The sequence below is a fragment of the Gilliamella sp. B2717 genome, assembly GCF_026536675.1.
Classification (GTDB): Bacteria; Pseudomonadota; Gammaproteobacteria; order Enterobacterales; family Orbaceae; genus Gilliamella; species Gilliamella apicola_I.
The window spans coordinates 121,201-145,254 of record NZ_JAFNNQ010000019.1; the positions used below are offsets into that span (position 1 = coordinate 121,201).

Consider the following 24,054-nt stretch of genomic DNA (forward strand, 5'->3'; position numbering starts at 1 on the left):
ATCACATTCAATACAACCTATTGAAGTCAGAAGGGTTTCAATCTTGTTTAATACTTTACTTGTACTGAAATGAAATTTAAAAAATATACTTGATTAAATACAACTAAATTATTAACGTTTATTGCAAATCAAATTATCTCTTCAAACCCAATTAGATTTTCCCAAGCAAAATAAAATCCTCAATATGCTTGCATGCTCAACCACACTTTTTTCATGAAATGAATTCCTCATAAACAATGAGTGCATAATACAGTCCCCATGGTTTTAATTTCTTAAGACATTATTCTACTCAAACTTTGAAGTATCGGTAGCGCAAACACGGAGTCGATGACCATCGGGATCATTTCCTACAAATGTGTATCCAAAATCGAGCATTTGAGGTTCAAGTTCAATTTTGACGTTTAGTTCCTTCCATGTCGAATAAATCTCATCTACATCATTTTTTGTTACATCACTAAATGACAACTCAAAACCCCCATAATGATTGGGTGCCTTTGGCGTTATTTTATCGGCCTCTTGAAGCCCCAAAATAAAACCATCATTCAATAAAAACACAGCAAAGCCAGGATAAGTTTCAACAGGTGGACGCCCAAGTATTTTTGTGTAAAACTCTGTGCTAGCATCGACATCTTTGACATAAACAATAACGCTATTAGGTTTAAACATTTTTTCTTTCCTTTTAGTGATAAAAATTAGTTCAATTAATTTTAGTTATCTCTATTTTGATGTAGCATTGCTGACAACTGTATGTCATATTTAAAATTCAATCTAAATTATTTTGCAAACATAAAGCATGAAAATTAATCGTATAATTACTATCATCATGGTATTGCTTCAAAGAGAAAAAATCAGTGGTAAAGAATTAGCCGAAAAATTAAATGTATCATTGCGTACTATTTACCGAGATATACAAGTTATCGAGGGAGCGGGTATACCCATTATTACCTATCAAGGAAGTGCCGGTGGAATAAGTATTTTAAAAAATTATAAAATTAGTAAAGGTCTATTCACTAAAGAAGATGTCATTGTTTTATTAAAAGGCCTCAACTTATTATCCTCACCAGTTTTAAAAGAAAGTGAAAATTTAAGAACACTCGAGAAAATAAAGAGTTTTTTATCAGAACAAGAACTTGATGAAGTGACAAATAACTTAAATCAACTTATTGTTGATTTATCTCCTTGGTTTTCCAAACAAAATATTGATAACAAAATATCTATTATAAGACTGGCACTGAAAGAACAACTGCTTTTATCGTTTGATTATATAAGTATTAGGAATAAACAAGCGACACGTTTAATTGAGCCATATAAACTTATTTTTAAGGAAAAAGAATGGTATTTACAAGCTTTTTGTCTAACTAAAAATGACTTTCGTGTATTTAAATTGTCAAAAATGTCAAACCTTAGAGAAACTAACACTAATTTTATTAGGCAAACAACGCCTGAAGCATTTTATCTATTCCAAACGGAGATGAAAAAAAAGATTTTTAAAATAAAATTATTAATAGATGAATCGCTTTTGGAACGTATTTTAGATTTTTGTGACGAAAAAGATATTAAGAAATTAAACGAACAACAATATCTTGTAAATTTTGACTTTATTGATGATGACTACAGTTATGGCATTTTGCTGGGCTTAGGTCATCAATGTATTTGTTTAGAGCCTGAACATATACGTCACGAACTCATTGAACGAGCAGAAAAAATAATTAAATCTTATAAAAAATCGGTCAATTCATTGATGTCAAATTGTTCTATTAAATAACTTGTCATCAATGAGTTGTTATGGTAATTCAAGTCCGTGAAAGTCAATTGAGTACTACAAGAAACTAGACCGTTAGCAAAAGCAATATTGGTGTCTGTCTTTTATATATAATAAGTTATAAGGTTTATTACGTACCCCGTTTTCCGTTCCAATTTCAATATCCATAAAAATATATAAACATATCAAATTCAATAAAATTATATCAAGACTTTATACTTGTACTCTATTAACATTTACTAAAAGTATAATTAAGCCCCCTCTTTTCATTATTCAATCGGATATACCTAATTATTCCAACTAAATTCAAATAGCATTAAACAAAAACGACTTCTGAAAAAGCCAAAAGATATCGAGTTTTATACTCTTTACATTAGATCTGATAGTTAATATCATATAAGTTTTAACACGGTATAGAATAATAATTATTATCTTTTTTTGTAAAGAAACTCTAAAAATTAAGATATAGATTGTTGTCGAACGACAAACAACAAACCTAATAGTTATATAAACAGATAACTTAAAACGTTTATAATTACGGAAAAGCTTTTGGGATATGATGAGGCTTAAGGCACAGAAAACAAATTCTCGAAGCTCTAAATTATAAAAATGAATATATTTACAAAAGTAATTTGAATATTCTTCAAAAATTATTGATATCTAACCTAATAGATAACTTGCTAATTATTATAAATAATAAAGTTTATCTACTATCATAGATGTTTTTTTAAGGGAAGCGAAATAATAAGGGATAATTTATGGACAAAAATGCTCAATTTTTTGCCGGCTATTGGCGCAATTCTTTAGTGGATTCTATTTTCGCAAAAGGTGGTTTGGATAGCAAAGACATTGAACAGTTTTTAATATGTGACTCAGTGGTATTGGAAAACGGTCAAATTAGCAATGAATTCACTCAACAACTTTTTGAAAATGAGCCAGAAGATCGCAAAACTATTGAGGTCAGTTTAAGACCTAAAGTTTATCGAAATATAATTGAACATACTTTTGCCAAAAAAGATATCCCTGAGTTTGTTGTGCCAGTAGCAACCAATGCATTATTGGCAAGAAATGGCAGACTATACCCCTTGAACAATGAAACTATTATATCTCGTGATATTTTAGAGCCACTGGTAAAGGGTTCATTTTCAGTAGGTTCGGTAGACAACCTTGACCTATATTTAACCTCTAATATTGTGTCCGGTATTAATTATCGGGAAGATGAGCAAGGAAATTGTAAATTAACGGAAGAAGAATATAGCGTAGCTTGGAAAACCTATTTAAAAGATTGTGATTCACTGCTTAAAGTCATCGCTAAGGATTGGCTTGAAAGTGATAATACTTTTGAGTCATTAAATTACGGCTATATCATCAAAAAAGATGTTATCAAAAATGCAGCTATGCACATAGTTTCTTTATATGACAAGTTACGTGATTCTACAGATGACATCCCACTTTTTAGCAAATTCGCCTCAAAACATTCAACGAAGAAACAACCTTGTTTAGCTGGCAATAGTCTTTTTTCAAAACGAGTGGCTCACTCAGGTGATCAATTTCCTTTAGCAGATGCGCAACGAGATGCATTGAATCATTTTTTAAGTACTGAAAATGGTGAAATATTAGCAGTGAATGGTCCACCCGGAACAGGAAAAACAACCATGCTACTTTCTGTGGTGGCCTCAATATGGGCACAACATGCACTGGATGAAATTGAACCTCCCGTCATCGTAGCTGCTTCCACCAACAATCAAGCCGTTACTAACGTTATAGATGCGTTTGGGAAAGATTTTTCTATAGGAGAAGGCGTTTTTGCAGGTAGATGGTTACCTGATATTGCTAGCTTTGGTGCCTATTACCCTTCTCGAAGTAAATCAGAGAAAGCTGAAAAAATTTATCAAACCGAATCTTTTTTTACTCAAATTGAAACTCAACAATACTATGAAAAAGCAAAACAGCACTATATAAATTATGCGCTACAAGCCTTCCCTGAGTTAGATTTAAAAGATTGCTCTGTCAAAGACATCGTAAATAAACTCCACCAAGCATTAAAAAAAGAAGCGGATAAATTAGAAAATATTGAAAAATCATGGCAAAACTTATCCAACCTACGCCAAGAGGTAAAGCAGCTTTATGGAGATTCTCTAACAGATACAAAAAATAAATATGATCAACAGTTACAAACTGAACGAGCAACCAAAAGTCTTTGGCAAAATGTGGAAACATCTTGGCTGCAATATCTAGCTAATGAAAGCATATGGCTTTCACTATTTTCATGGATACCGGCAGTAGCTCAAAAACGCTTATCAAACGCCAAACTTCACCTTAAAAAAATATGGCCGGCCGAACAAAAACAACAATGGCAAACGATAAATAGTATTTCCCAATTTGTTGAAAATAAACTTAACACACTCGAACTAACAATACAAAAAAATCAAAAAACGCTCAAAGAGATAGATCATCTTATTTCAAAGTTAAATCACTCTTTAAATGATTGGCATGTTGCATTACAGCCTTTGGGTATAACTGATAAAGACCAAGAAATAACATTCACTCAAGTTGATACGCTTACAGATATTAAAATTCGCTTTCATGTATTCTTACTGACAACCCATTATTGGGAAGGACGTTGGTTAATGGAAATGGAAGAGCTGCTTCCAGACCTAGAAAATTGGAAAAGAAAAAATGGTGCTGCACCGACTAAAAAGCGTTGGTATTTACGTATGAAGCTAACGCCGTGTATTGTTTCCACATTTTTTATGTTACCTGATAAATTTATCTACACAGGAGCAGAATATAAGAAAAATTACTTATATAATTTTGCAGATTTACTTATTGTGGATGAGGCTGGTCAGGTATTACCCGAGGTGGCAGGGGCATCATTTTCTTTAAGTAAAAAAGCACTCATTATTGGCGATACATTCCAAACTGATCCTATATGGTCAGTCCCTCCTAAAGTCGATATCGGTAATTTGCAAAAGGCTAAAATTATTTGCAGTTCAGATATTGAAGAGGAGTATGAGCATCTTAAAAGACTAGGAAAAACGGCATCCTTCGGTAGTGTGATGAGAATTGCACAACAAGCTTCTAAGTATCATTATGATCCAGAAATGGAGCCTGGGATGTTCTTATATGAGCATCGCCGATGTTATGATGAAATCATTGGTTTTTGTAACGAATTAGTCTATAAAGGAAAACTCAAACCAATGCGGGGTAGCTCACCTGAAAAAGCAAAATTTCCGGCATTAGGTTATTTGCATATTGATGGTATTTGTCAAAAGGCCCATACTGGCAGTCGTTTCAATAAGTTGGAAGCGACGGTTATTGCAAAATGGCTTATCGAAAATAAAGACATTTTAGAAAATCAGTATAAAGAACCAATAAATAAAATTGTTGGCATTGTTACCCCCTTTGGAGCACAAGTTGCTGAAATAAAGAGAGCGATTAAGGAGTCAGAATGTGGAATCAACATTGATGATGAAGAGGATTCATTAACTGTCGGTACAATTCACTCCTTACAGGGAGCAGAAAGGAAGATCATCATCTTTTCAATGGTTTACTCAAAACATGCCAATGGTAATTTTATTGATGATAAATCGAGCAAATTGAATGTGGCAATTTCACGGGCAAAAGATAGCTTTTTAGTCTTTGGTGATATGGATATATTGGATCCTTCTTCGAAATCGCCAAGAGGAGCGTTAGCCAAATACTTATTCGCTAATCAAGATAATGAATTGTTTTTTGAATATATTGCTAGGGAAGATTTAGTCAAATCTAGCAATAGGGATTATCAAATTATTAAAGGAACAGAAGAGCATGATACGTTTCTTCAAAATTCTATAAAAAATGCCCAAAAAGAGATACTTATTGTCTCACCGTGGGTGAGATTAGCGGCTATTCAAATCACCAATATATTAAATGTCATGGAGATAGCTGTAAAAAAAGGTGTGAAAGTTTCTGTTTACACTGATCATCAGCTCAATACATCAAACAAGAATGAAGATAGACAAAAAGAAATCGAAAATGAATTGTCTTATATTATGACGGAGTTTAAAAATAAAGGAATTGAAGCTAAATTTGTTAAAAATGTCCATAGTAAGCTAGTGATTAAAGATTATGATCTACTCTGCATAGGTTCATTTAACTGGCTCGGCGCTCAAAGAAAAGGTAGATATGTAAGACATGAAACGTCTATTGCTTATCAAGGTAAAAATAATAATTTAGTCAATGAAATTAAACTTCTAAAAAGTAGCTTTGAAAGTCGATTTTTAAAACGTTAAGTAATATTTGCGCTAGATATTATAAATTATGTTTAATTAAATTATTATCCGAGGAATTTACCAAACAGATAATAGGTATTTGGATACAATTATCTAACGATATTGCCCTTTTCATAATCCATACCTTGCGATGGATGTATTCAATATAAAACAACTGGCAAGAATGATCATGATGATAAAAATAATATACACTGTAGGTGGAGGTCATCAATAAGGGTTAATAATGATTTTATTATCAATAAAATTCTTTTTATTCGGGCATTATTTTGATTAAGATTGTTTAAAAAGATGGGATTTAATCTAACAGAGCGCTTATAGAAAAAGCTAACTGTTAGATTAAACTTATGTCATTAAGTCAATTTCCAGACCTATTTAGACCTACTAAGGCATTTACTGACATTCAAAATTAGCAGGATTATTGGCATTACCCTCACCTTTGTAAACTGTTTTTTGTGGATATGCACATAATGGTCGTTGCAAAGTAAGATTACCATTCTCTATTTTTTTGGCTGTTAGGGTTTTTGGCGGTTGTTGTTTTTCGACCCAATTTACCAGTGATTCAAAACCATTGATCTGGTCTGCACCATCACCACCATTACAATGATCAACGCCCGGTGCCATATAAAGCTTAACAAATTCATCCGTGTGTTTCTGTCCCCCCATTAATTTTACAACGTGATTGTAATAATGAATCGTCCCTTTGGGTGGGATTAAACGATCATCCCAACCATGCCAAATAATCATTTTTCCACCGGATTTTTTAAACTGACTCAAATCTGGGTTATCCGTTCCCATAACAGGTCTGAATAAATCGACTGATTCATTGAAATAATCGACAAAGCTTTGGTAGTCCATATTTTTCCAATCAAGATTTGGATTCTGAGCTATCCAATATTTAAAATAATCAACAGGGATTGGAAAAGGTTCATTACCAGCAAGTGCCTCTTGCGGTGCGGTTTTTTCCACACCAAACCATAAGGATTCTCCAAGTTGATTCGTCGGACCTTGCCAAATTTTTCGTAATGCTATAATTTCAGCATCATTAAAATTATGTTCTTTTAAAAAGTTATCAGAAATTTCTAATGCTGTTGGATCATTGATTATACCGTCTTTAATTCCATCTTGTTCATCAGCTAATTGAATTATTGCCTTTCGTAACATTATAAGTTTATGAGTGTCAATCGGATGCCCTAACTCCTTTTGCATAACAACTTGAGGCCACAATTCAGAAGGGATAAATTTGTCCCATTGAATAGCTGGTGCCACAATATAGATACCGTCATAATCAGCGGGAAATCTTTGCGCCTCCATTAATCCTTGTCGCCCTCCCGTTGAACAACCATTCCAATAAGAATAGTCAGCTGGTTTACCATAATACGCTTGAATAATTTGTTTAGTTTTAATTGTCATTTCATGAACACTACGATAAGCAAAATCTGCTATCGTATCGGCTTGTAACTGATTGTTTTTGAATACAAAATCACCTTCAAACAGATTCCCACTATGTCCGGTATCTGTTCCCATTGCTGCGTACCCTCCTTGAACTGCAACAGCTAATTCGTCAAAAGGAATAAAACCAGCATATCCCCCTCCCCCAATGGCTTGTAAACGATGATTCCATTGAGTTGGCAACCAAACTTCAACGTTGATCTTAGGTTGAATCACCAATTCAATCCGACAAAGCTGAGGAAGTTGAGATATCTCTTTTGTATCCGCATTGCGCAATGAATCCGCTAAATTAGACGGCGGCGTAAAACGATCGGCAATAAGTTCTGTTTTGATAATTTTAGCATCATCAAATTTAAGGTTTACTAATGTTTGGCAACGTTCGTTATCAATGGCGATTGCAAAATTGGAAGTACCAAAACAGTTTAATATCGTCAAAAATAATAGACAATGTTTCATTCTTACCCATTTCCTTGTGAATTTAATCATTTTTTTAAGTTTACAGATTATTAGTATTTTTATAAACGATAATATCAGTTTTACAACGTTATAGTTAGGCTGAAATTTTGGTTAAGTTTATTGCTGTATTTTAAATTTATTTTATAGTTTTGATAATTAAATCATAATTTTTATGTATGCTTAATGATAAAAACAGCCTCGTGTTGAGGCTAATTTATTATTTAATTGATTCGATTTATAAAAAATACTCTATATTCTTTGGCTCAAACCTTAATATTATCTATAACAGCGGCATTTTTATTACCGGTTGCTTGATCAAAAGCTACGGCATAATATTCATGATTAGGTCTTATTCTTAAACTCACTTGCCCATTTTCATCTGTGGTATAAGTCGTCATGACTTCTCCCGTTTTTCTTAAACAAAGCTGAATTTCGCAATGCGATAAAAGGTTACCCTCTTCATCTTTTACCTGTGCGACAACATCTTTACGATTAACTAGCCAATTAATAATATCATTGACCATCTGTATTGCTTCTTCTGTTAATGGTCGACTAAAAGGAAAACCGATAAAAGCACAATCGCTACCAAAAACCTCACCATTGACATTTAAACTGCCTTGGCGGAATATGGCGGTATTAATATAATAAGTACCATTATACATTTGATTGACTGATAAAATTTCAATTCCAAACTCTTTTTTTAAATCTTCTATTATCATAAATATTTCACCGCTTGAGCTATGTGCGATTGTTTCGTGTTTTCGATCACTTGTTAATACGTCACTAACATTGATTATCCTATTTAAATTTCCACTTGAAAAATACATAGGGTTTTTGGCCATTCCCAGTGACATAATACTGCCCGTACTATTTCTGGTTCCACCTGCTATAACTGGAATACCCTTTTTAGAGCAGTTTTTAATGCAAAATGATGTGGTATATTCTGTTCCATTTCGATAATCCATAATTAAATCGAATGTCGATAAATACTGTTCATTGTAATCTGTCGAGCTTGCTATACAAAAAGTAATATCATGATATGGATTTAGTGCATCTATCATTGATTGCACTCTTATAAGTTCTTCACTGCATATAACAATTTTGGCCATGTTGACCTCCTTAATAACGTAATTATGAAATTTAATGCATTGAAAAAAACAATTAACCATTCATTGAAAATATATGTTTATTATTATGTACAAGTGATTTTTAATTCTAAACGTCGTTTTAATATCGTGATAAAATGAATGGTTAAATTGAGAAGTTATAGTTGGTTAGATTAGAATTTCGGTTTTAAGTATTATTTAAAATTATTTAATAGGTTAATTTTATGGGACTTATATTGATATGTTATTATTATGATTAATCAAACTTTGATATTATCTATAATTACTGCATTTTTCTTACCATTATCTTTATCAAATGCAATGACATAGTAGCTTTGTCCAGAAAATACTTCAGCAGAAAATAAACCGTCTTCATTACTTGTTATTTCCGAAACTAATTCTCCTGTTTTCTGATCATATATTTTTACCTCTCTTGAGATTGGTTGATCTGTTTCATCCACCACTTTCCCCGATAGGGTTGTATAATTTTGAAAACAAAAATTAATAGCATTATCGAGCATTTTTATCGCATTTCTTGTTAAAAATTCACGATCTAAGAATGACATAAAAACACAATTTGCGCCAAAAGTTCCCCCATATGTATCGACCGTTCCTTTTTTAAATTGTGCACAAATGATAAAATCATCACGGTCATGATACATGGCACACAGTGCTTCACCCCCAGGTGCCATTGAAGAAATAGGAAAGGACGAACACCATGTTGGTTTCAAATAAGGGGCAAAACCCAATTTAGGGATCTTTTGTGTTATTAAAGATATTTTCAATGGTCTTAAGTAATTCCAATCATTAACTTGATGTTCATTTTGATCAAACATACCTAAATCTTTAGCTAAAGAAACTGTCGATGACGTCCCTTGCGCTACAATTGCAGGAATACCATTATCCACGCACTGTTTAATTACCTCTTTACGCGAATATTGGGTTGTTGATACGATTAAATCGTAGGTCATCAATTGATTATAAGTGATACTGTTATCTATCAGATAATCAACTTGGTGACCTAACCCATCAAATACATTCTTGATGTCTTTTCGATAGGTGCTAGTAGATATAATTGCTATTTTTGCCATAATTTTTCCTATTTAATTTTGACTATTAGATTATTTTTATCAATTGCTGATTGTTCTTCATGAATTTTAAAAATTAAGTCATTATAAAGTTCAATCGAATGAGAAAATGGTGTAAAACAATAAATATTATCGACAATACTTGATATTTGAATATCTAGCGTTCCCTGAAGATATTCAGAAACATCCAATTCAAATGTAGTAACATCAATAATTTGATCTACAATTATTCTTTTATTGAGTTTGATGGTCAGATGATATTTAACACCACTTTCTGGTGTAATATCGCTTTCATACCATCCAATAAGTTCTCCTGATGTTTGTTGAAGTCGATTTCTCGATGACCATTTGATGTAGAGTTGGTCGGTACTGAGTTTATCGGGAAAATAAAAATTATTTATCTTAACATTTGCAGGAGGATAAGGTTTTGCAGCTCGACCTTGAATATTAATCATTGCACCTGTCGCTAATGAAGGATCTAATGAATCAGTAGAAGTGTTTGTAATAATTCGGCAATCAACTTTATCACCTTGATAATATTCATCACTTTTTAATGATAATTGTCCCCCACAAAAATAGACTTTACTCCCTTTTTCATGTTTTTCTGGTAATGTGTCAAGACACCCTCTTTTGACGGTCAGCTGATTGTTAGAAAAAGATTGAACATATAAAATTTCGTTTCCAATCAAGATCCAGTTATAGTCTTGTTCTGGTGGATTAAAGTTGAGTGTAATAATTGATGTAACTTGATCAAGTTCATGCTCTATTAATCTCATTTCACAATCTATGATATTTTCTGGATTCTCAAAAGTATTCGAAAAAGAGGTAACTAATTCACTATGAAAAGTCCCCTCTGGTGGCGATGCAATTGTTGCAGCTATTTGACCGATCGACTTATCATCTTGAATCATAAAATCAACTTCTCTTTGCCCGTAATTATAAACCAGTTCATAATAGGGACATTCCATAATAGCGTAATGTTCAGCTGGTTTAGCTAAATTTATATCGGTTGTGGGTATAATGACGGGTTGATTACTTACCACTGTCGATGATGGCAATGAAAACACATCTCTCATGCATTCAACGGTAACTTGATTACTTTTCTGAGTACCGTAATCAAGTGAAGTTACACGCATTACGGCTTTATTTAGCCCTAGCTGTGGCATATCCAATACAAAAACATCACCACGATTAAGCATTCTTCCGTCTAAATTAAGGGTTAATGAAACAGAAGCTAAATCTGAAGATAATGCGGCTAAATCACGAAGTGCTAGTCTAGAAGCTAATGAACGATTGTAAACCATATCATAAGTAACAGTCGTATTATTTTCACGTCCAGCCATCAAAATTAAAGCATCATCCCGAACAGTCACCGAACCTTGTTTATAGTCATTTGTTCTGTCTATAAAATTGACGGTAACCGAGTTAATCATCTCAGTGATGATATTTTTTTTAATATCGGAAATTTTGACTATATTCGTTTTATCAAAAAGAGGTAATTTTTCAATATGGTAGTCATTTCGAATTACTTTTATTTCAAATTGATTTGTTTTAGCATTTTGATATAAAACACAGTTTGCAGTATTTTCAATATTTTTCTTCAAATCTTCAAACTTACTTTGATCATTCCATATATAAGAAAGACCAAGTTTTTCTCGATAAAAGAGATCAGCAGCTTGTCTAAATGAATCTTCGTTAATGCTGTTCTTGATTAGGCTCGAATTAAAACCATTTTGCTGATTAAGTACTAATTCTCTTAGTATGTGGGCGGGATTCATATCTGCATTGAGATTATTGATTGCATTCATGATGGTATCATAAATAATGTTCGAATCGGTTCCCTTTATTACTGGTATCCCATCTTCTGGCGTATTATCAATTTTTGAACTTAATGATTTATTGGTATTATCAACATTGATACAAAATATTTTGACATCATGTTCATCTTGTTCATTAAATTGCCCTTTTTTATCAATCATATTATGAATTTCTTCATTTTTGATATGGTCAGCATTTTCTAATTCACCATCACTAACAAAAATACAACATCGATTCATTGTTTGATTGAATGTGTCTTTAAAGAAATTTATAGAATGAGATAACACATTTTCAAGATTTTCTCCGCCAACAATTTTTAAATTATCAATAAAAGATAAAAGACCTACAATATCGTTTTGAGAAACTTTTCTAACTAGTTTTGTTTGTGGATTTCCGCCTTGATAAGTGGTTATCAGAATATCTAATCTTAATGTCATCAAATCGATTGAAGTTGAAAGATTTTGTATAGCACGTTTCATCGCTGATTTAAGTGCTTGGATTCGCCCTCCACTCATACTCATTGAAGTATCCAATATAAAATGGATAGCTGTATTTGCACTTCCATTTTCAGTTTTTATCTCTGCTTTACTGTCATACCATTGTCGTGTTTTTTTGGAGTCTTGATAATGTATACGCTGAACAACTGCCGAAATATCTTTCATATAAGGGTTATTTCCCCAATAAAATTGTCGGAATACAAGACCCGCGACATGACGATAAGCCGGTACAATAGCTGATAATTTACTTGCCAAATAACTATTTCGATTATGTTGATGATGACCTGAATACACATCAACTGTACCTGATACACCACCTTCCCTTTTGTCACCACCGAATAATCCTTGTTTATTTATGGCTATTTGTCCATCTTGCACAGCACCTCGCCATGCTGTCCTGTCTGCTACGCTAATATTAGTCAATTTATCTATAGTGCCTTGACATAAAACCATACTGACTCCAGCGTAATATTTATAACCTACAGTTTGCTTTTTCTTACTTCCGCCCATGTTCTACGCTCCGCATGTTCTATAACTTGATTTGCCATTGCATCATTGGTTGATTTTAAAATTTCAGCATCTATTCCTTCTTTCAAAAATTGGTTCCAATCGAGTCCATGACGTTTAAAAAACTCCCGTCCACCACGACTACATTGTTTTACTGCAATCATATCGTCTCTGGTTACAATTATTTTCATTATTTTTTGCCACCTTTTTTTCTAATAGCTGACGTTTTTTTATCTCCAATCCAGGTATAAATTGGATTGGTTATCTTAACGGTACCAAATACAATGGGTATTCCCGTTCCTTCTGTTGAAGTTCCCGTTTTAAATTCATCAGCTTCTATTTTTTGTTGATTTGCTTTGCCCTTTGAAGACACCATCCCAACGACCATTCCAACAACAACAGCAACTAATGCAGAAATTAAAAAAAACATATTTCGCTCCTAAACAATTGAATTACCGTTATTTAACGGTTCTAAAGGTAAATAAGGAAATCCACCATAATTGATGGTGTTATTGAATGAATGACAAGAATTTAGGGTTCTTAAACAACCTTTATAAAGCGTAATTTCCAATATTCCTTTATTGAGATTGTCCAACAACTGCTGATTTTTTCTGATTAGGACTATTGATGATTGATTATGTTCTTTAATAAACGTCTGTTCGCCTTCAGACGTCCTTAAAATACCTGCCGTGAAATAACCATTTTCAATTTCACGTTCAAATTCAACCGTGACGATATCATTTTCATAAGCTAACACAGTACCTTTTACCTTAAAATCCTCTCTATTTAGACCACAATGTTCGCCATAAAGAGAATAACGACAATTACGCTGAATTTTTTCATTTACACCAGTTTGCCCTGAGCGTGTAATCAATAATTCAAATGTCATCACCATCTCTTTTTCTGATGTTGATGTCTGAGTTAAACGCCCACTCCATGACATCGTAGTCATATTTTTTTTATCGAGAATATAGATATCAACAAGTAAATGCTTCGTGATATCCGGGTTTATCCATGATTTCACGACTTCATTAGTAATTGGCATGGTTATATCAATTTTATTTTTGGAAATAGCGGCATCCCGTTTTATCGCTGTGCGATTGATGGACTCCTTTTTATATGTCTGATTATCAATATTTAGTTCACGCATACCATTGGTATAACGATATGTATTGATTCCATCATTAAAAACATATAATTCAGCTTGTTTAAAAATATTGATCATCGAAAACCTCGATTATTGGAATGTTAGATTGAGCTTGTAAATAGGTATCGTATTCAATTTGTATATCATCGGTGTCAAAACGACATAACATTAAGTGACTAATTTTTGTAATAGGCTTAGTGATAACTTGATCAATCGTTAATTGAATACTTTTACCCGTATTTTTAATATTGATAATTTTCACATACGAAACACTATCTGGATGAAATAATGCTAAATATTTGAATGATGGGTTAAATGATTGATTTTCTATATAAATCTTATCGCCTAATATATGTGTTTTAACAAGATTTTCATCGTTATCACATAACCAAAATGCGTTAAGTTTTCCTTCGATTCGATAAATAAATTTTTTAAAAGCCTGGATTTCTTTCAGTCCATCAAGGTAAAAAGTCAAAGATCGAGACAGCTTTGAATATTGCCAATTCTCAATTCGGGTAATTTTACCTAGATCATAATCAACAATTTCAATATCTTTTTGAATTGTTGATTCATTAACTCCATAACAATTATGCAATACTTCTAATCCAAGATACTTGATACCATAATTAGCGCCGCTGCTAAAATTCAATTCATGACTTAGTTCAACACTAATATCTATTTGACTTTCATACCCTGAAGTCGTGTATTTAGTATTAGTAAGATAACATGGCATTAATGGAAGAATATACGCTGCTTTATAATGATAATTTATCGGTTTTATATTGACCTGCTTTTCAACAGGAACTCTTTTTTTTAGTTCAAACACTAATTTGGTTTTTTTGGGTTCTATGAAAACAAATTCTAATGGCTTTTGTTTTGGTAATTGTAGCCATTCATTTACTTCACTATGTTCAGCATTCTGATAAATCAAAAACTTATCACCCACTTTTTGATTTAAGATATTAGGTATAGTTTTCTGACCTAATTCTAGTTCACCAAGATATATTCCTGACAACCAATCTGGTATCAACCATATCTCAGTGAAATTATTTCTGAGTGAATTTAAATAATAGTTACGATTATGAATATGAGTTAAAAATGAGTATTCATAAGAAACTCGTGGTAAAGCACGTAAACCTATTCTGTGCTCTCTACCGTTTTTTGTTTCGATGATATCAGTTAGCCAGGAAAATGTTTCTTTAGCCCCTTTTATGGGTTGTTCTGTAATGATATTTGACATGTTGGCCTTCTTTAAAATAAGAATTAAGCAATTTTTGATATGTTGACAATGGTGAAAGGCTAGCTAAATGCGCTTTTGTTAATTTGTTCTTGAATGTTTATAAAGAAAAAGCGCCAATTGAGGCGCTTAATTTTATTAGTTACTCAAGTTTTAAATCCACTTTGATCTTATAACTATATCATTTGGGATTTTCAATTTTGATGCAATTTGGTCTTACTTAGACATTTTAATTAACAAGCTTTCACTATTGTTGCTAGTTCATCACCATTTTCTCGATTTATTTGCATTATTCGCTTGACACCTTCTTGAGTAGATAACCATTGCTGTGCACTGTCATTGTCATTGACTAATGCAATATTAATGATTGGGGCAATAGTTTGTAAGCTACTTTCAGCTTTTTCAGATGTTGAACTTTGATTTGTAATTTGAGGAACTTGTATGCTACTCATATCTCCACGTTGTAAGGCTTCAAGGTTATTAACCCCTATTCGTTGCGTTGCTGACGCATTCATCACAAATTCTTGACCATGTACTAGACCTGCTACCTGAGTTCGTGCCAGGTTCCCCGTATAACCACCTTTCATAAAGCCTGTTGATTGAGATCGAATGGCTGCGACATTCGCCATACCGGAAGTAATAGCCGCCGCCGCAGCTGCTGCACCCAGAGCCGGGCCTATATAAGGAATACCTGCCATTGATGCATAGGCAGCATTAGCAGATTGATAAGTATTCACAATGGCCTGTGCAATCGCTGCTGCTTTACCAACTTTAGCCATCGTAGCATTATTTGAACTTTGTAATTTTGCCACATTGCCAAAAAATTTATCTGCCTGACTTAAAATAACATCATTTTGTTTGGCCCAAACTTGTGCTCTTAATGATGCGGCAACCGACTGATCAAGATTGAATTTTTCTGTAAGAACATTTATTTGATCATACATCGATTGATATTGTTCAATCTGCAAACTTAATAAGCTCCAAGAGTTTTCGAACATTCCTGTAAATGGACTTCGACTATCTGTGTTCAACACGTTGATTATTTCATTATCATCTAATTCGGACAGACTTAAAGCATTAACCAAATCACCAAAATCTTGTTGCTTTTGTTTTTTTGAATTGTTCTCTAAGCCGTCTTTAATCGCAAGTATTCTCAAATATTCCTGATTCAATTCGATTGTTTTTCTTAATTCAGCATTTTGCTGTTGATTTAATATTAAACCCTTATTCATCAGATCTAGAGTGATACGATTAAATTCATTTTCTATAGCCCTTTCTTGAGAAGAGAGTTTCATCAGTTCCCATGTTCGCTCTAACTCTTTATTATAATTACCAAGTGGATCTATTGATTCATCATATTGCTGATTCAATAATGTCATATAGTCATTGTACTCATTTTGACTAATTGCTGCTTTTTGATAGATGCCTGCCAATTCTGATTGTTTTTTGTTGAATTCTGTTAGTTTATCATTTATTGGATTTAACGAACTTAGTAAAAGTTGTTCATCTGGAGTTATTAATGTGTTATCTGTATTTTTAGCTGTTGATTGATGTTGTGCTATCCCAGTATTTTTTGTTTTTGTCGTCAATGTATTGAAATTTTCATTTGGATTCTTCAATATTTTTGTACGATTTATTACAACCTCAAAGCTTTTTAATATTTCGTTACTTAAGTTTTTAATACTATCTTCAGCTTTCTTAAACGGATCTGTATTCCAACTATTTTTCAACAATGTTTTTAATTTGTTTAAATTTATTCTTGCTGAAACTGAAGCACTATCGATACCTTTTAGCTTTGTTTTGATTGAGGAAGGAATATTCTCTGAAAACTGTAATGTTTCAATTGCCATATAAACCCCTTTTTTGCCTGAATATAATCAAATTGAGGTACAATATTTATTAACTAATAAGTCTGTCTCTCATGTTGATATATTTTTAAAGCGCTGATTTAAATTATTTATAGGTAAACTTTTTACAAAATAGTAGTAGTTATACAAGTTCATTTTAGCCTTATATAACCACTCTATTTTCAATAAAAAATTTAATGAACTAAGCTTAATAAAGATGAATAATCATCTACTTTTAAAAAATGCTACTTAGTTTTTTGATTTAAAAGCCCGATTAACATGTTTTAAATTTACCTTATCCATTTCACGTATTAGATAAACAAAATCATTCGTATCTTCATTATCTAATTGATAAAACCGAGCGTATTCAATGATTGCTAACCATGAAATAGGTGTTGGGCCCATTGAATGTGATCGTGTCGTATCTAAATCGAGAAAAGCTTGATAGTAAAATTCAAGATGTTCGTCAAGTTCGGGTTTATTTTTGATTTTATCTGGAAGTGCTTGTCCCATTTGTTGAGACATTCTGATGATATCTTCGTCCTTTCCATTCATATCAAGTTGATATTCAAGGACTTCAATTAGTTTTTTATATCTTTTTCCAGCTCAACCGTTTTAAATAAATCAATATCACTTGCTTGTGCAATTAAATCATTGAATAAATCTGGCAACTGAGTTAAGAGCTTAATTGCATTGTCAGAAGTGAACGGTATAATTTTATTGTCACGTCCTTGTATGTTTTCCCAGCCTCTTAGTACACCACCTACAAAAGCTTGCATCGAAATTTCAATGACTTTATCTTCTGGCAAAGAATCTAACTGTATTTGTCTTTTGTATTGTTTAGTTAATTTTTTGATTAACATTGAGTATTTAGAATTTACGCCTCCCATTCGGGCTAAATAGAACGTTGGAATTGTTCCGTCTTTATTGGCTCCATAAGTCACTGGAACCCCATCTTTTTCTTTATTTCTATCTGTTTCAAATTGTTCAAATAAACTCATTTTTTTCTCCTAAAAAGCACAATTATGATTAATATAATTAAACGTTAACATATGGCATTGCAGAATCAGGAAGGTATTCAAATGTTTGATACATCATTGTGTAACCATGTTTGTTTTCCGCCCCTGTTTTCTCAAGTGGTATCGTGATTTTCTGATCTTTTTCTATATTAGGCATACCACCACTTAACGCTAATAAAGGAATGTCAAAAATGACCCCTGAATTTTCCGCAGCTAAAATTGTCGAAAAGCCAACATCGGCGTTGTTTCGAATCGCTTCTATCGCATCAACTGAAGAAAAGTATGCGGTAATTGATCCGGTTACACTAAAATTACCAACAGATACATCAAAGCTTCCTAAAATTCCAAGTCCTTTAACTCCTGTAACACCATTAGAAATAGCTAAACTGGAATCAGTAACATAAGCAAATAAAGCACTTGGTGTTGAACTTTTCGTATCATTGATACTTAATTTTTGTCGATAAATATTAGAAGTTGCGTTAAAAGGTGATGATTTATCACATTCTAAACGTTCACCTATAATTCGATTCTTCCCTTTTTTCGTGAAAGAATTACATCCAACATAATTCAAATCTGCAGTAACATATTGTGCTGAACCCATATTAATGGTTAATTCATTTGCAACTGCCCCATTTACGTATTGGGCTTGAATTTCGTTATCAACCGAACCTAGTGTTCGTTCAAAACAATAGGTTTTTTTAATAATTTTATTTTGTTCTTTTTCATTTTTAATTACCGTTCCAAAATAGATTTCTAATTTAATATTAGCACCGGTATCATTTTCAGGCACAAAGTCGGTATCATCAAAAGTTATTGTTTTCGCAGTAATTTCGGTTATTCTTGCCCAACCTCTATTTTTTGGAAAATAAGAGTCCGATGCATCACCACCAACCCAAATCCATTCACCTTCAATTAATCCGAGTTTAGTTAAATCAGTCGAAGTGGAAACCAATTTAGGTAATGTTCCTTTTTTAACTTCCATTGAACAACTACCTGAGCTGAATTTAAAACCTACCGCAGAAATTTTTGCGCTTGCTGGCGGATTCAATTCTTCTAGCTGTGGTGTACTTGAGTTAGTAGAAATATTGTTTTCAGAGCAAGAAGATACAATTTTTAAACCATTATTTGCAAAATTGCTAAACCCTGAAGCATGAATAATCGTGCCTGTGAGTAATTTTTGCGGTAATTTATGACTATCTGTAAAATTATAACCTTTTGATACACTCTTAATAGGTAATGTTTTACCGCTAAGTGATTGAGTTGTAAATTTTTCTCTTGCTTCTGCAAACATAAAACCACGCATTAGCCAAGGAAAAATATTTTTAGTCATATCAAGGCTAAAACCTGCTGAAGCATCAATATCAACAATTTTACCCTTTTGATTTTGTCGTGAAGGATTGATCGTTTCTCGCTGTAGTAAGGTTGTAGAACCGCCGAAATCACTATAGCTATTTACTTCGATACCATGCCAAACAGGATTGCTAGGAAGTATTTTTAAATCATCTTCTTCTGCGATGTATAAACTTGTAACATTACTGTCAATTGTTTTTGTTGTATTCATATTATTTCCTAATTAATTAAATGTTTTAGTTGTATTTGCAAAATAACAATTGAAAATATTGCTATTTTGCGGTGGTTGATTATCAGAATTTCTAAATAAATCGTTAGAATTGAGGCTATCAATTCATCTAATATACTGATGAGATTTCTGATTTAATTTTTTGAGATTGTATTATTAGAAAGTTGTTGAGAGTTTGAATAAACTCACGATGGAGATGATGTTTAAGGTTTAAATCTAAAAATTAAAACGTTACTTATGTTAACTTAAAAAGTTGCAAGAAAAGATATAACATCTTTTTTAATACTGATGGCACTGTTAGTAAGAAAAAATTAATTATTTTTTTACGTTTTTTGAAAACCTCCTTTTTAAATAATTTGGCATTGATCATATAAAAAATAAATCTGAAATATTTAATAAACTATCAATTTTTATTACTATCAACGAAAAACGGGAAGTTATTATTTTAGTAACCCATTAATGTTTTCGAGAAATAAAAAAGCCCCACTATTTATAGCGGGGCTTTAAATAAAATTATCTTAGTTTAGATTAATTATACACCAAAAATGTACGGTGTCAATTAATCAAGCTAAATTATCGGTTTTATTTAATTAAAAATACATATATCTCATTAAAATAAAATAGATAACTATATGATTATAAATATATTAAATTAATAAAATAATTTTTTAAACATAAGTTCAATTTTCGTTTATGCTAAAAATAAATTGCCGATAAAGCTCACTTTAATAATTTTTAATGATTCAACTTAAAGTTCTAACTTTCGAATCAAAATTGATAAAAAAGATGGATGCTTTTACGATTAGATATGGATGACTTAATAAATAATGTTTTTTTGAACGTTTAAAAATTTGCTTGATTCTTATGATGGTGGCCCCTACTGGACTTGAACCAGTGACCAATCGATTATGAGTCGACTTGGCAAAATCATATCATATAGATGATTTTAATATTTAATTTAACTCATTACACAGGTAAGAGGGATAGATATTGTTTGCAAATCATAATTAAATTAAATTTTTTGTCAAGATCAATATTAACACTTTATTTTATCACCGACTTATTTTACTGATCATTATACTAAATTTTAAAATAGCAGCCTGTCGTTGTCTGATAATATTAATAATCAACAAACCGCTATTTATTTAATAGTGTTTATTTATTATTTTAATTGATTAAAATGCTCATTCAAACAAGATCTTATTTGCTCATGATCTGTCGCAATGTATTCTAAAGTTGTTGATAGAGACGAATGACCTAATAATTCTTTAACTAACGTCACATTTCGATCTGGGTGTTTCATCAAGTTTGTTGCTAATGTATGCCGAAAACGGTGCGGTGTAACTTTTACACCACAAGCTTTTGATAAACGCTGAAAAAAAGAATCTATTCTATTAAAATCCATTTCTTTATAAGCACGAGATTTAGATTTATTATTTTTAAAATGGTAAATATTAAACAATTGCATTTTTGGTTTCTTATTCAACATTTTTAATTGTTTCTTTAATTCAATAATATCCTTTAATATATCATCTAAAAGTGGAATTTCTCGTTCATTATAAGTTTTACAGCCATCTTCAATTAATAACAATTTCTTATCTTTAACATTAATATCACAAATACGAATATGCAATAATTGATTACGTCTAATACCTGTATATTGCAATACTTTAATAAGTGTTATCCAGAATTGTGTAGGATAATAAAAATCTTTTATTTTTTCTTCTAACTGCTTTTCTTTTAAGAAATTCAGACAAATATCAATATCATCTTGTGATACAGTCTTTTTTGCTTTCTTACCAGGTTTGAGAAACATCTTATCAAATGGATTTTTTTTTGTGTAATTAATCCATGATCAATCCCAAATCTCATCATTGCTTTAAAATGCCGGCAATAATTATTCCATGTAGTATTTTTACAATTTCTTACATTTAAAATATAATTTCTAAAACTTGATACTTTCTCATGATTGATTGAATCAATATTTGTAAACTCACTATCAAAAAATCGAGTAAATGATTTAACGTATCTTCGATAATTGTGACTACTTTGACTACGCAATGATTTAAAGTCTAGATATGCTATTAACAAATTTTGCCAAGACATGTTTCCTTGTTTTTGCGTTTTTTCGTTCATTAAAACTCCTTGTTAATTGTTTTTGTAAATATTAATATCCTGAATTAAAGTTAAATGAGGATTATCAAGGAATTTATTTTCAATAGCAAATAATGGTTTGTTGTCAATTAGATACCCTTTAATGAAAGTATGGCTCTTTCTTTTTCCAGAAATAATGCATTTCCAGATGTTAAATCCTTCATCGCTAAATTTCATATGAATTTTTAGAGCTTGGAATTCACGTTGATATTGTTTCCAGTTACTTTCATCATCATTACCATTCATATATAAACTGTATTTTTTAAAAATTTTAGGTGTTACCATAAATATCTTACCGTCCACAGTATGAATACATGCGTTTTGATTATTGACTGGCAGTTTTTTATCAATAATTTGGACTCGAACCCACTTAAAAAATGGATGATTATATATATCGTTATTATCTAATGTGTTAGGAATAGGTTCATTAAAAGTAGAAATATTATTATTTTTTGTATCATCACCTTTTATTAAATTATCTTCTAATTGTGAATTTTCGAAATCATCATGCTTATCCATTATTTGTACTTCAGAGATTTCAGTATTTTTATGCTCATTAGAAAATAAACTGAATATTGTATCTTGCATTACAGAATTTTTGTTATCTACAGACTCAGATACAATCTTTAAATTGGTTTTTTCTTCAACTTCCCCTTCATCGACTGGTATATTGTCAGGTATAGGGTTAAAATCACTTTGTACATCAGCTTCTGTAAACAATGGAGTAATTGACCCTTTGAATGATTCTGGAGCATTAGTTATATTATGAAAAGCCACATTACCTGGTATTCGTATTAGTGTTAATTTTTCAGCAATCCAACCAGTTTCTTCTGATTCAATTTTACATGGCCAGATCGTTTTATCACCGTTTGGAATTGCTATTCCGTGCTCTTTTAATATATTAAATATTTTAGCATTGTCAGCTGGTATTTCTGTTATACCATTTTGCAACAAATTAGCTTTCATTTTATCTGTAAATGATTTGCTAATAACCCAAACATCTTTACCATCAAACCAACCATCACTAGCTTTTGGACCATTCAAAACTAATTCTGATTCAATTAAATATCTTATCGAAACGATCATTTTACTCATTAATGATACTGGTTTACTTAATATTTTTGTTGGATCTCCCCCCAGATTATTTGATACAGAAAACATATCTGCTTTTTGTATAATTTCAGCTAATACGCCAGCTTTTTCAGTGTGACCAGAACATAAACTTAAAAACGATTTAAATAATTCTGGGTATTGTGATAACCAAGTGATACTTTCATCAGGCAAAATGCGCTTAATCATAAGTGTAACTGCACAAGGATGAAGAGAATAATCTCTATCTTTTTTGTAATTAAATCGGTATGGTAAATTTAAATTGCTTTGCCATGGATACCAGATGTTACCGTCATTCATTTCAACATGAACATCTACAACCACTTTACCTATATCATGTAATAATGCACCATAGACAACTGCGGCACTCCAAGCTTGAGCTTGTCTTGGAATATCTTCTGCATTAGCTCCGAGTAAGTATGATTGTCTTAGCTTTAATGCATAATTTGCAACTTCGAGTCCATGATCAATCATACCACCTATGTAAGAATGATGATGTGCTTCAGAAGCTGGAAGTAACTGCACTATTTCAACATAATTATTGATAACATCCATATATAACTTTTTGAATCTCTGTTGATCAATTGATACTCGTTGCCAAATTAGTGAGATAAGCTTTTGCCGTAAGGAAGTATCAAGCAATTCTTTTGCAGATTTTGGGATATACCATCCATCTAATCCTGCGATATCATTGGTTACTATGTCTTCTGGTTTATTTTTGACAATAAATTTTTTTATTAAATGAAACATAATCACTATTATTTTTACGATATCAGTAGTCTGTCACTATAAACTCGGTAAGTCATATTTAATATAAAAAAATAAACTTTTATCCAAAGATATTATTGCGATTTTCTACTCAACTAGTATAATCATTCTGTTTTCAGCTACTTTTGTAGCAAACAACGAGAAGATGATCGTTAATTCTCAAACGTTGCCAGTAAAATGGAACGTTCCTTTATTAAGGTGATCACATACCATTAGCCAACAAACTCACTACATTC

The 24,054-nt window shown here is 31.7% G+C and carries 18 protein-coding genes and 1 tRNA gene; 2 read left to right on the plus strand and 17 right to left on the minus strand.

Annotation, left to right across the window (positions count from 1 at the left end; translation table 11 throughout):
- Positions 1 to 285 precede the first annotated feature (285 nt).
- The gene (locus J3U35_RS04325) at positions 286 to 666 is read right to left on the minus strand and encodes a VOC family protein (protein ID WP_267359801.1); all 381 of its coding nucleotides are present in this window, start codon (positions 664 to 666) and stop codon (positions 286 to 288) included.
- Positions 667 to 793: 127 nt separating this feature from the next.
- Between J3U35_RS04325 and J3U35_RS04330 the strand changes: the two genes are divergently transcribed.
- Together J3U35_RS04330 and J3U35_RS04335 are read left to right on the plus strand one after the other, a co-directional pair.
- Positions 794 to 1,765 carry a helix-turn-helix transcriptional regulator gene (locus tag J3U35_RS04330; RefSeq protein WP_267359803.1) on the plus strand — a complete coding sequence of 324 codons (972 nt, stop codon included), beginning with the start codon at positions 794 to 796 and terminating at the stop codon, positions 1,763 to 1,765.
- A gap of 755 nt (positions 1,766 to 2,520) precedes the next feature.
- Positions 2,521 to 6,036 (plus strand): AAA domain-containing protein, encoded by a 3,516-nt coding sequence (locus tag J3U35_RS04335; protein WP_267359805.1) that lies wholly within the window; start codon positions 2,521 to 2,523, stop codon positions 6,034 to 6,036.
- A gap of 390 nt (positions 6,037 to 6,426) precedes the next feature.
- On the opposite strand, the gene J3U35_RS04340 is transcribed toward J3U35_RS04335, so the two are convergent.
- From J3U35_RS04340 to mobH, 16 genes are all read right to left on the minus strand, one after another.
- The gene (locus J3U35_RS04340; RefSeq protein ID WP_267359807.1) at positions 6,427 to 7,941 is read right to left on the minus strand and encodes a tannase/feruloyl esterase family alpha/beta hydrolase; all 1,515 of its coding nucleotides are present in this window, start codon (positions 7,939 to 7,941) and stop codon (positions 6,427 to 6,429) included.
- 263 nt (positions 7,942 to 8,204) lie between these two features.
- Entirely contained in the window at positions 8,205 to 9,050 is an 846-nt protein-coding gene (locus J3U35_RS04345) for a hypothetical protein (protein WP_267359809.1), read from the minus strand.
- A 257-nt stretch (positions 9,051 to 9,307) separates the two neighbouring features.
- Positions 9,308 to 10,138 carry a carboxypeptidase-like regulatory domain-containing protein gene (locus J3U35_RS04350; protein ID WP_267359811.1) on the minus strand — a complete coding sequence of 277 codons (831 nt, stop codon included), beginning with the start codon at positions 10,136 to 10,138 and terminating at the stop codon, positions 9,308 to 9,310.
- Positions 10,139 to 10,146: 8 nt separating this feature from the next.
- Entirely contained in the window at positions 10,147 to 12,960 is a 2,814-nt protein-coding gene (locus tag J3U35_RS04355; protein WP_267359813.1) for a phage tail protein, read from the minus strand.
- Positions 12,930 to 13,148, minus strand: a complete 219-nt coding sequence (locus J3U35_RS04360; protein WP_220217144.1) for a hypothetical protein — start codon at positions 13,146 to 13,148, stop codon at positions 12,930 to 12,932. The genes J3U35_RS04355 and J3U35_RS04360 overlap by 31 nt, the downstream gene beginning before the upstream one ends.
- On the minus strand, positions 13,148 to 13,387 hold the full coding sequence (locus J3U35_RS04365; RefSeq protein ID WP_065557716.1) for a hypothetical protein: 240 nt from the start codon (positions 13,385 to 13,387) through the stop codon (positions 13,148 to 13,150). Before J3U35_RS04365 ends, J3U35_RS04360 begins: the two co-directional genes overlap by 1 nt.
- A gap of 9 nt (positions 13,388 to 13,396) precedes the next feature.
- On the minus strand, positions 13,397 to 14,182 hold the full coding sequence (locus J3U35_RS04370; protein ID WP_267359815.1) for a phage BR0599 family protein: 786 nt from the start codon (positions 14,180 to 14,182) through the stop codon (positions 13,397 to 13,399).
- A complete protein-coding gene (locus J3U35_RS04375; protein WP_220217142.1) occupies positions 14,166 to 15,344 on the minus strand; it encodes a hypothetical protein in 1,179 nt (392 codons plus the stop codon). The genes J3U35_RS04370 and J3U35_RS04375 overlap by 17 nt, the downstream gene beginning before the upstream one ends.
- A 230-nt stretch (positions 15,345 to 15,574) precedes the next feature.
- Positions 15,575 to 17,191 (minus strand): hypothetical protein, encoded by a 1,617-nt coding sequence (locus J3U35_RS04380; RefSeq protein WP_267359817.1) that lies wholly within the window; start codon positions 17,189 to 17,191, stop codon positions 15,575 to 15,577.
- 246 nt (positions 17,192 to 17,437) lie between these two features.
- On the minus strand, positions 17,438 to 17,743 hold the full coding sequence (locus J3U35_RS04385) for a hypothetical protein (protein WP_267359819.1): 306 nt from the start codon (positions 17,741 to 17,743) through the stop codon (positions 17,438 to 17,440).
- Between the two features lie 26 nt (positions 17,744 to 17,769).
- The gene (locus J3U35_RS04390) at positions 17,770 to 18,189 is read right to left on the minus strand and encodes a hypothetical protein (protein WP_267352273.1); all 420 of its coding nucleotides are present in this window, start codon (positions 18,187 to 18,189) and stop codon (positions 17,770 to 17,772) included.
- A 37-nt stretch (positions 18,190 to 18,226) separates the two neighbouring features.
- Positions 18,227 to 19,768: a phage tail tube protein gene (locus J3U35_RS04395; RefSeq protein ID WP_267359821.1), complete on the minus strand. Its 1,542-nt coding sequence runs from the start codon at positions 19,766 to 19,768 to the stop codon at positions 18,227 to 18,229.
- 886 nt (positions 19,769 to 20,654) lie between these two features.
- A tRNA-OTHER gene (locus J3U35_RS04400) sits at positions 20,655 to 20,719 on the minus strand.
- A 229-nt stretch (positions 20,720 to 20,948) separates the two neighbouring features.
- The gene (locus J3U35_RS04405) at positions 20,949 to 21,602 is read right to left on the minus strand and encodes a site-specific integrase (protein ID WP_267347822.1); all 654 of its coding nucleotides are present in this window, start codon (positions 21,600 to 21,602) and stop codon (positions 20,949 to 20,951) included.
- Positions 21,536 to 21,922 carry a phage integrase SAM-like domain-containing protein gene (locus tag J3U35_RS11550; protein WP_416379708.1) on the minus strand — a complete coding sequence of 129 codons (387 nt, stop codon included), beginning with the start codon at positions 21,920 to 21,922 and terminating at the stop codon, positions 21,536 to 21,538. The genes J3U35_RS04405 and J3U35_RS11550 overlap by 67 nt, the downstream gene beginning before the upstream one ends.
- Before the next feature lie 12 nt (positions 21,923 to 21,934).
- On the minus strand, positions 21,935 to 23,800 hold the full coding sequence (mobH, locus tag J3U35_RS04410) for a MobH family relaxase (protein WP_267347823.1): 1,866 nt from the start codon (positions 23,798 to 23,800) through the stop codon (positions 21,935 to 21,937).
- Between the last annotated feature and the right edge of the window lie 254 nt (positions 23,801 to 24,054).

Excerpts from the sequence above, each read along its gene's own strand:
- J3U35_RS04350 (WP_267359811.1), bottom strand. The coding sequence starts at position 10,138 with ATGGCAAAAATAGCAATTATATCTACTAGCACCTATCGAAAAGACATC.
- J3U35_RS11550 (WP_416379708.1), bottom strand. The coding sequence starts at position 21,922 with ATGAACGAAAAAACGCAAAAACAAGGAAACATGTCTTGGCAAAATTTG.
- J3U35_RS04360 (WP_220217144.1), bottom strand. The coding sequence starts at position 13,148 with ATGAAAATAATTGTAACCAGAGACGATATGATTGCAGTAAAACAATGT.
- J3U35_RS04375 (WP_220217142.1), bottom strand. The coding sequence starts at position 15,344 with ATGTCAAATATCATTACAGAACAACCCATAAAAGGGGCTAAAGAAACA.
- J3U35_RS04345 (WP_267359809.1), bottom strand. The coding sequence starts at position 9,050 with ATGGCCAAAATTGTTATATGCAGTGAAGAACTTATAAGAGTGCAATCA.
- J3U35_RS04355 (WP_267359813.1), bottom strand. The coding sequence starts at position 12,960 with ATGGGCGGAAGTAAGAAAAAGCAAACTGTAGGTTATAAATATTACGCT.
- mobH (WP_267347823.1), bottom strand. The coding sequence starts at position 23,800 with ATGTTTCATTTAATAAAAAAATTTATTGTCAAAAATAAACCAGAAGAC.
- J3U35_RS04370 (WP_267359815.1), bottom strand. The coding sequence starts at position 14,182 with ATGATCAATATTTTTAAACAAGCTGAATTATATGTTTTTAATGATGGA.
- J3U35_RS04390 (WP_267352273.1), bottom strand. The coding sequence starts at position 18,189 with ATGAGTTTATTTGAACAATTTGAAACAGATAGAAATAAAGAAAAAGAT.
- J3U35_RS04325 (WP_267359801.1), bottom strand. The coding sequence starts at position 666 with ATGTTTAAACCTAATAGCGTTATTGTTTATGTCAAAGATGTCGATGCT.
- J3U35_RS04365 (WP_065557716.1), bottom strand. The coding sequence starts at position 13,387 with ATGTTTTTTTTAATTTCTGCATTAGTTGCTGTTGTTGTTGGAATGGTC.
- J3U35_RS04335 (WP_267359805.1), top strand. The coding sequence starts at position 2,521 with ATGGACAAAAATGCTCAATTTTTTGCCGGCTATTGGCGCAATTCTTTA.
- J3U35_RS04405 (WP_267347822.1), bottom strand. The coding sequence starts at position 21,602 with ATGTTTCTCAAACCTGGTAAGAAAGCAAAAAAGACTGTATCACAAGAT.
- J3U35_RS04380 (WP_267359817.1), bottom strand. The coding sequence starts at position 17,191 with ATGGCAATTGAAACATTACAGTTTTCAGAGAATATTCCTTCCTCAATC.
- J3U35_RS04330 (WP_267359803.1), top strand. The coding sequence starts at position 794 with ATGAAAATTAATCGTATAATTACTATCATCATGGTATTGCTTCAAAGA.
- J3U35_RS04340 (WP_267359807.1), bottom strand. The coding sequence starts at position 7,941 with ATGAAACATTGTCTATTATTTTTGACGATATTAAACTGTTTTGGTACT.
- J3U35_RS04385 (WP_267359819.1), bottom strand. The coding sequence starts at position 17,743 with ATGAATGGAAAGGACGAAGATATCATCAGAATGTCTCAACAAATGGGA.
- J3U35_RS04395 (WP_267359821.1), bottom strand. The coding sequence starts at position 19,768 with ATGAATACAACAAAAACAATTGACAGTAATGTTACAAGTTTATACATC.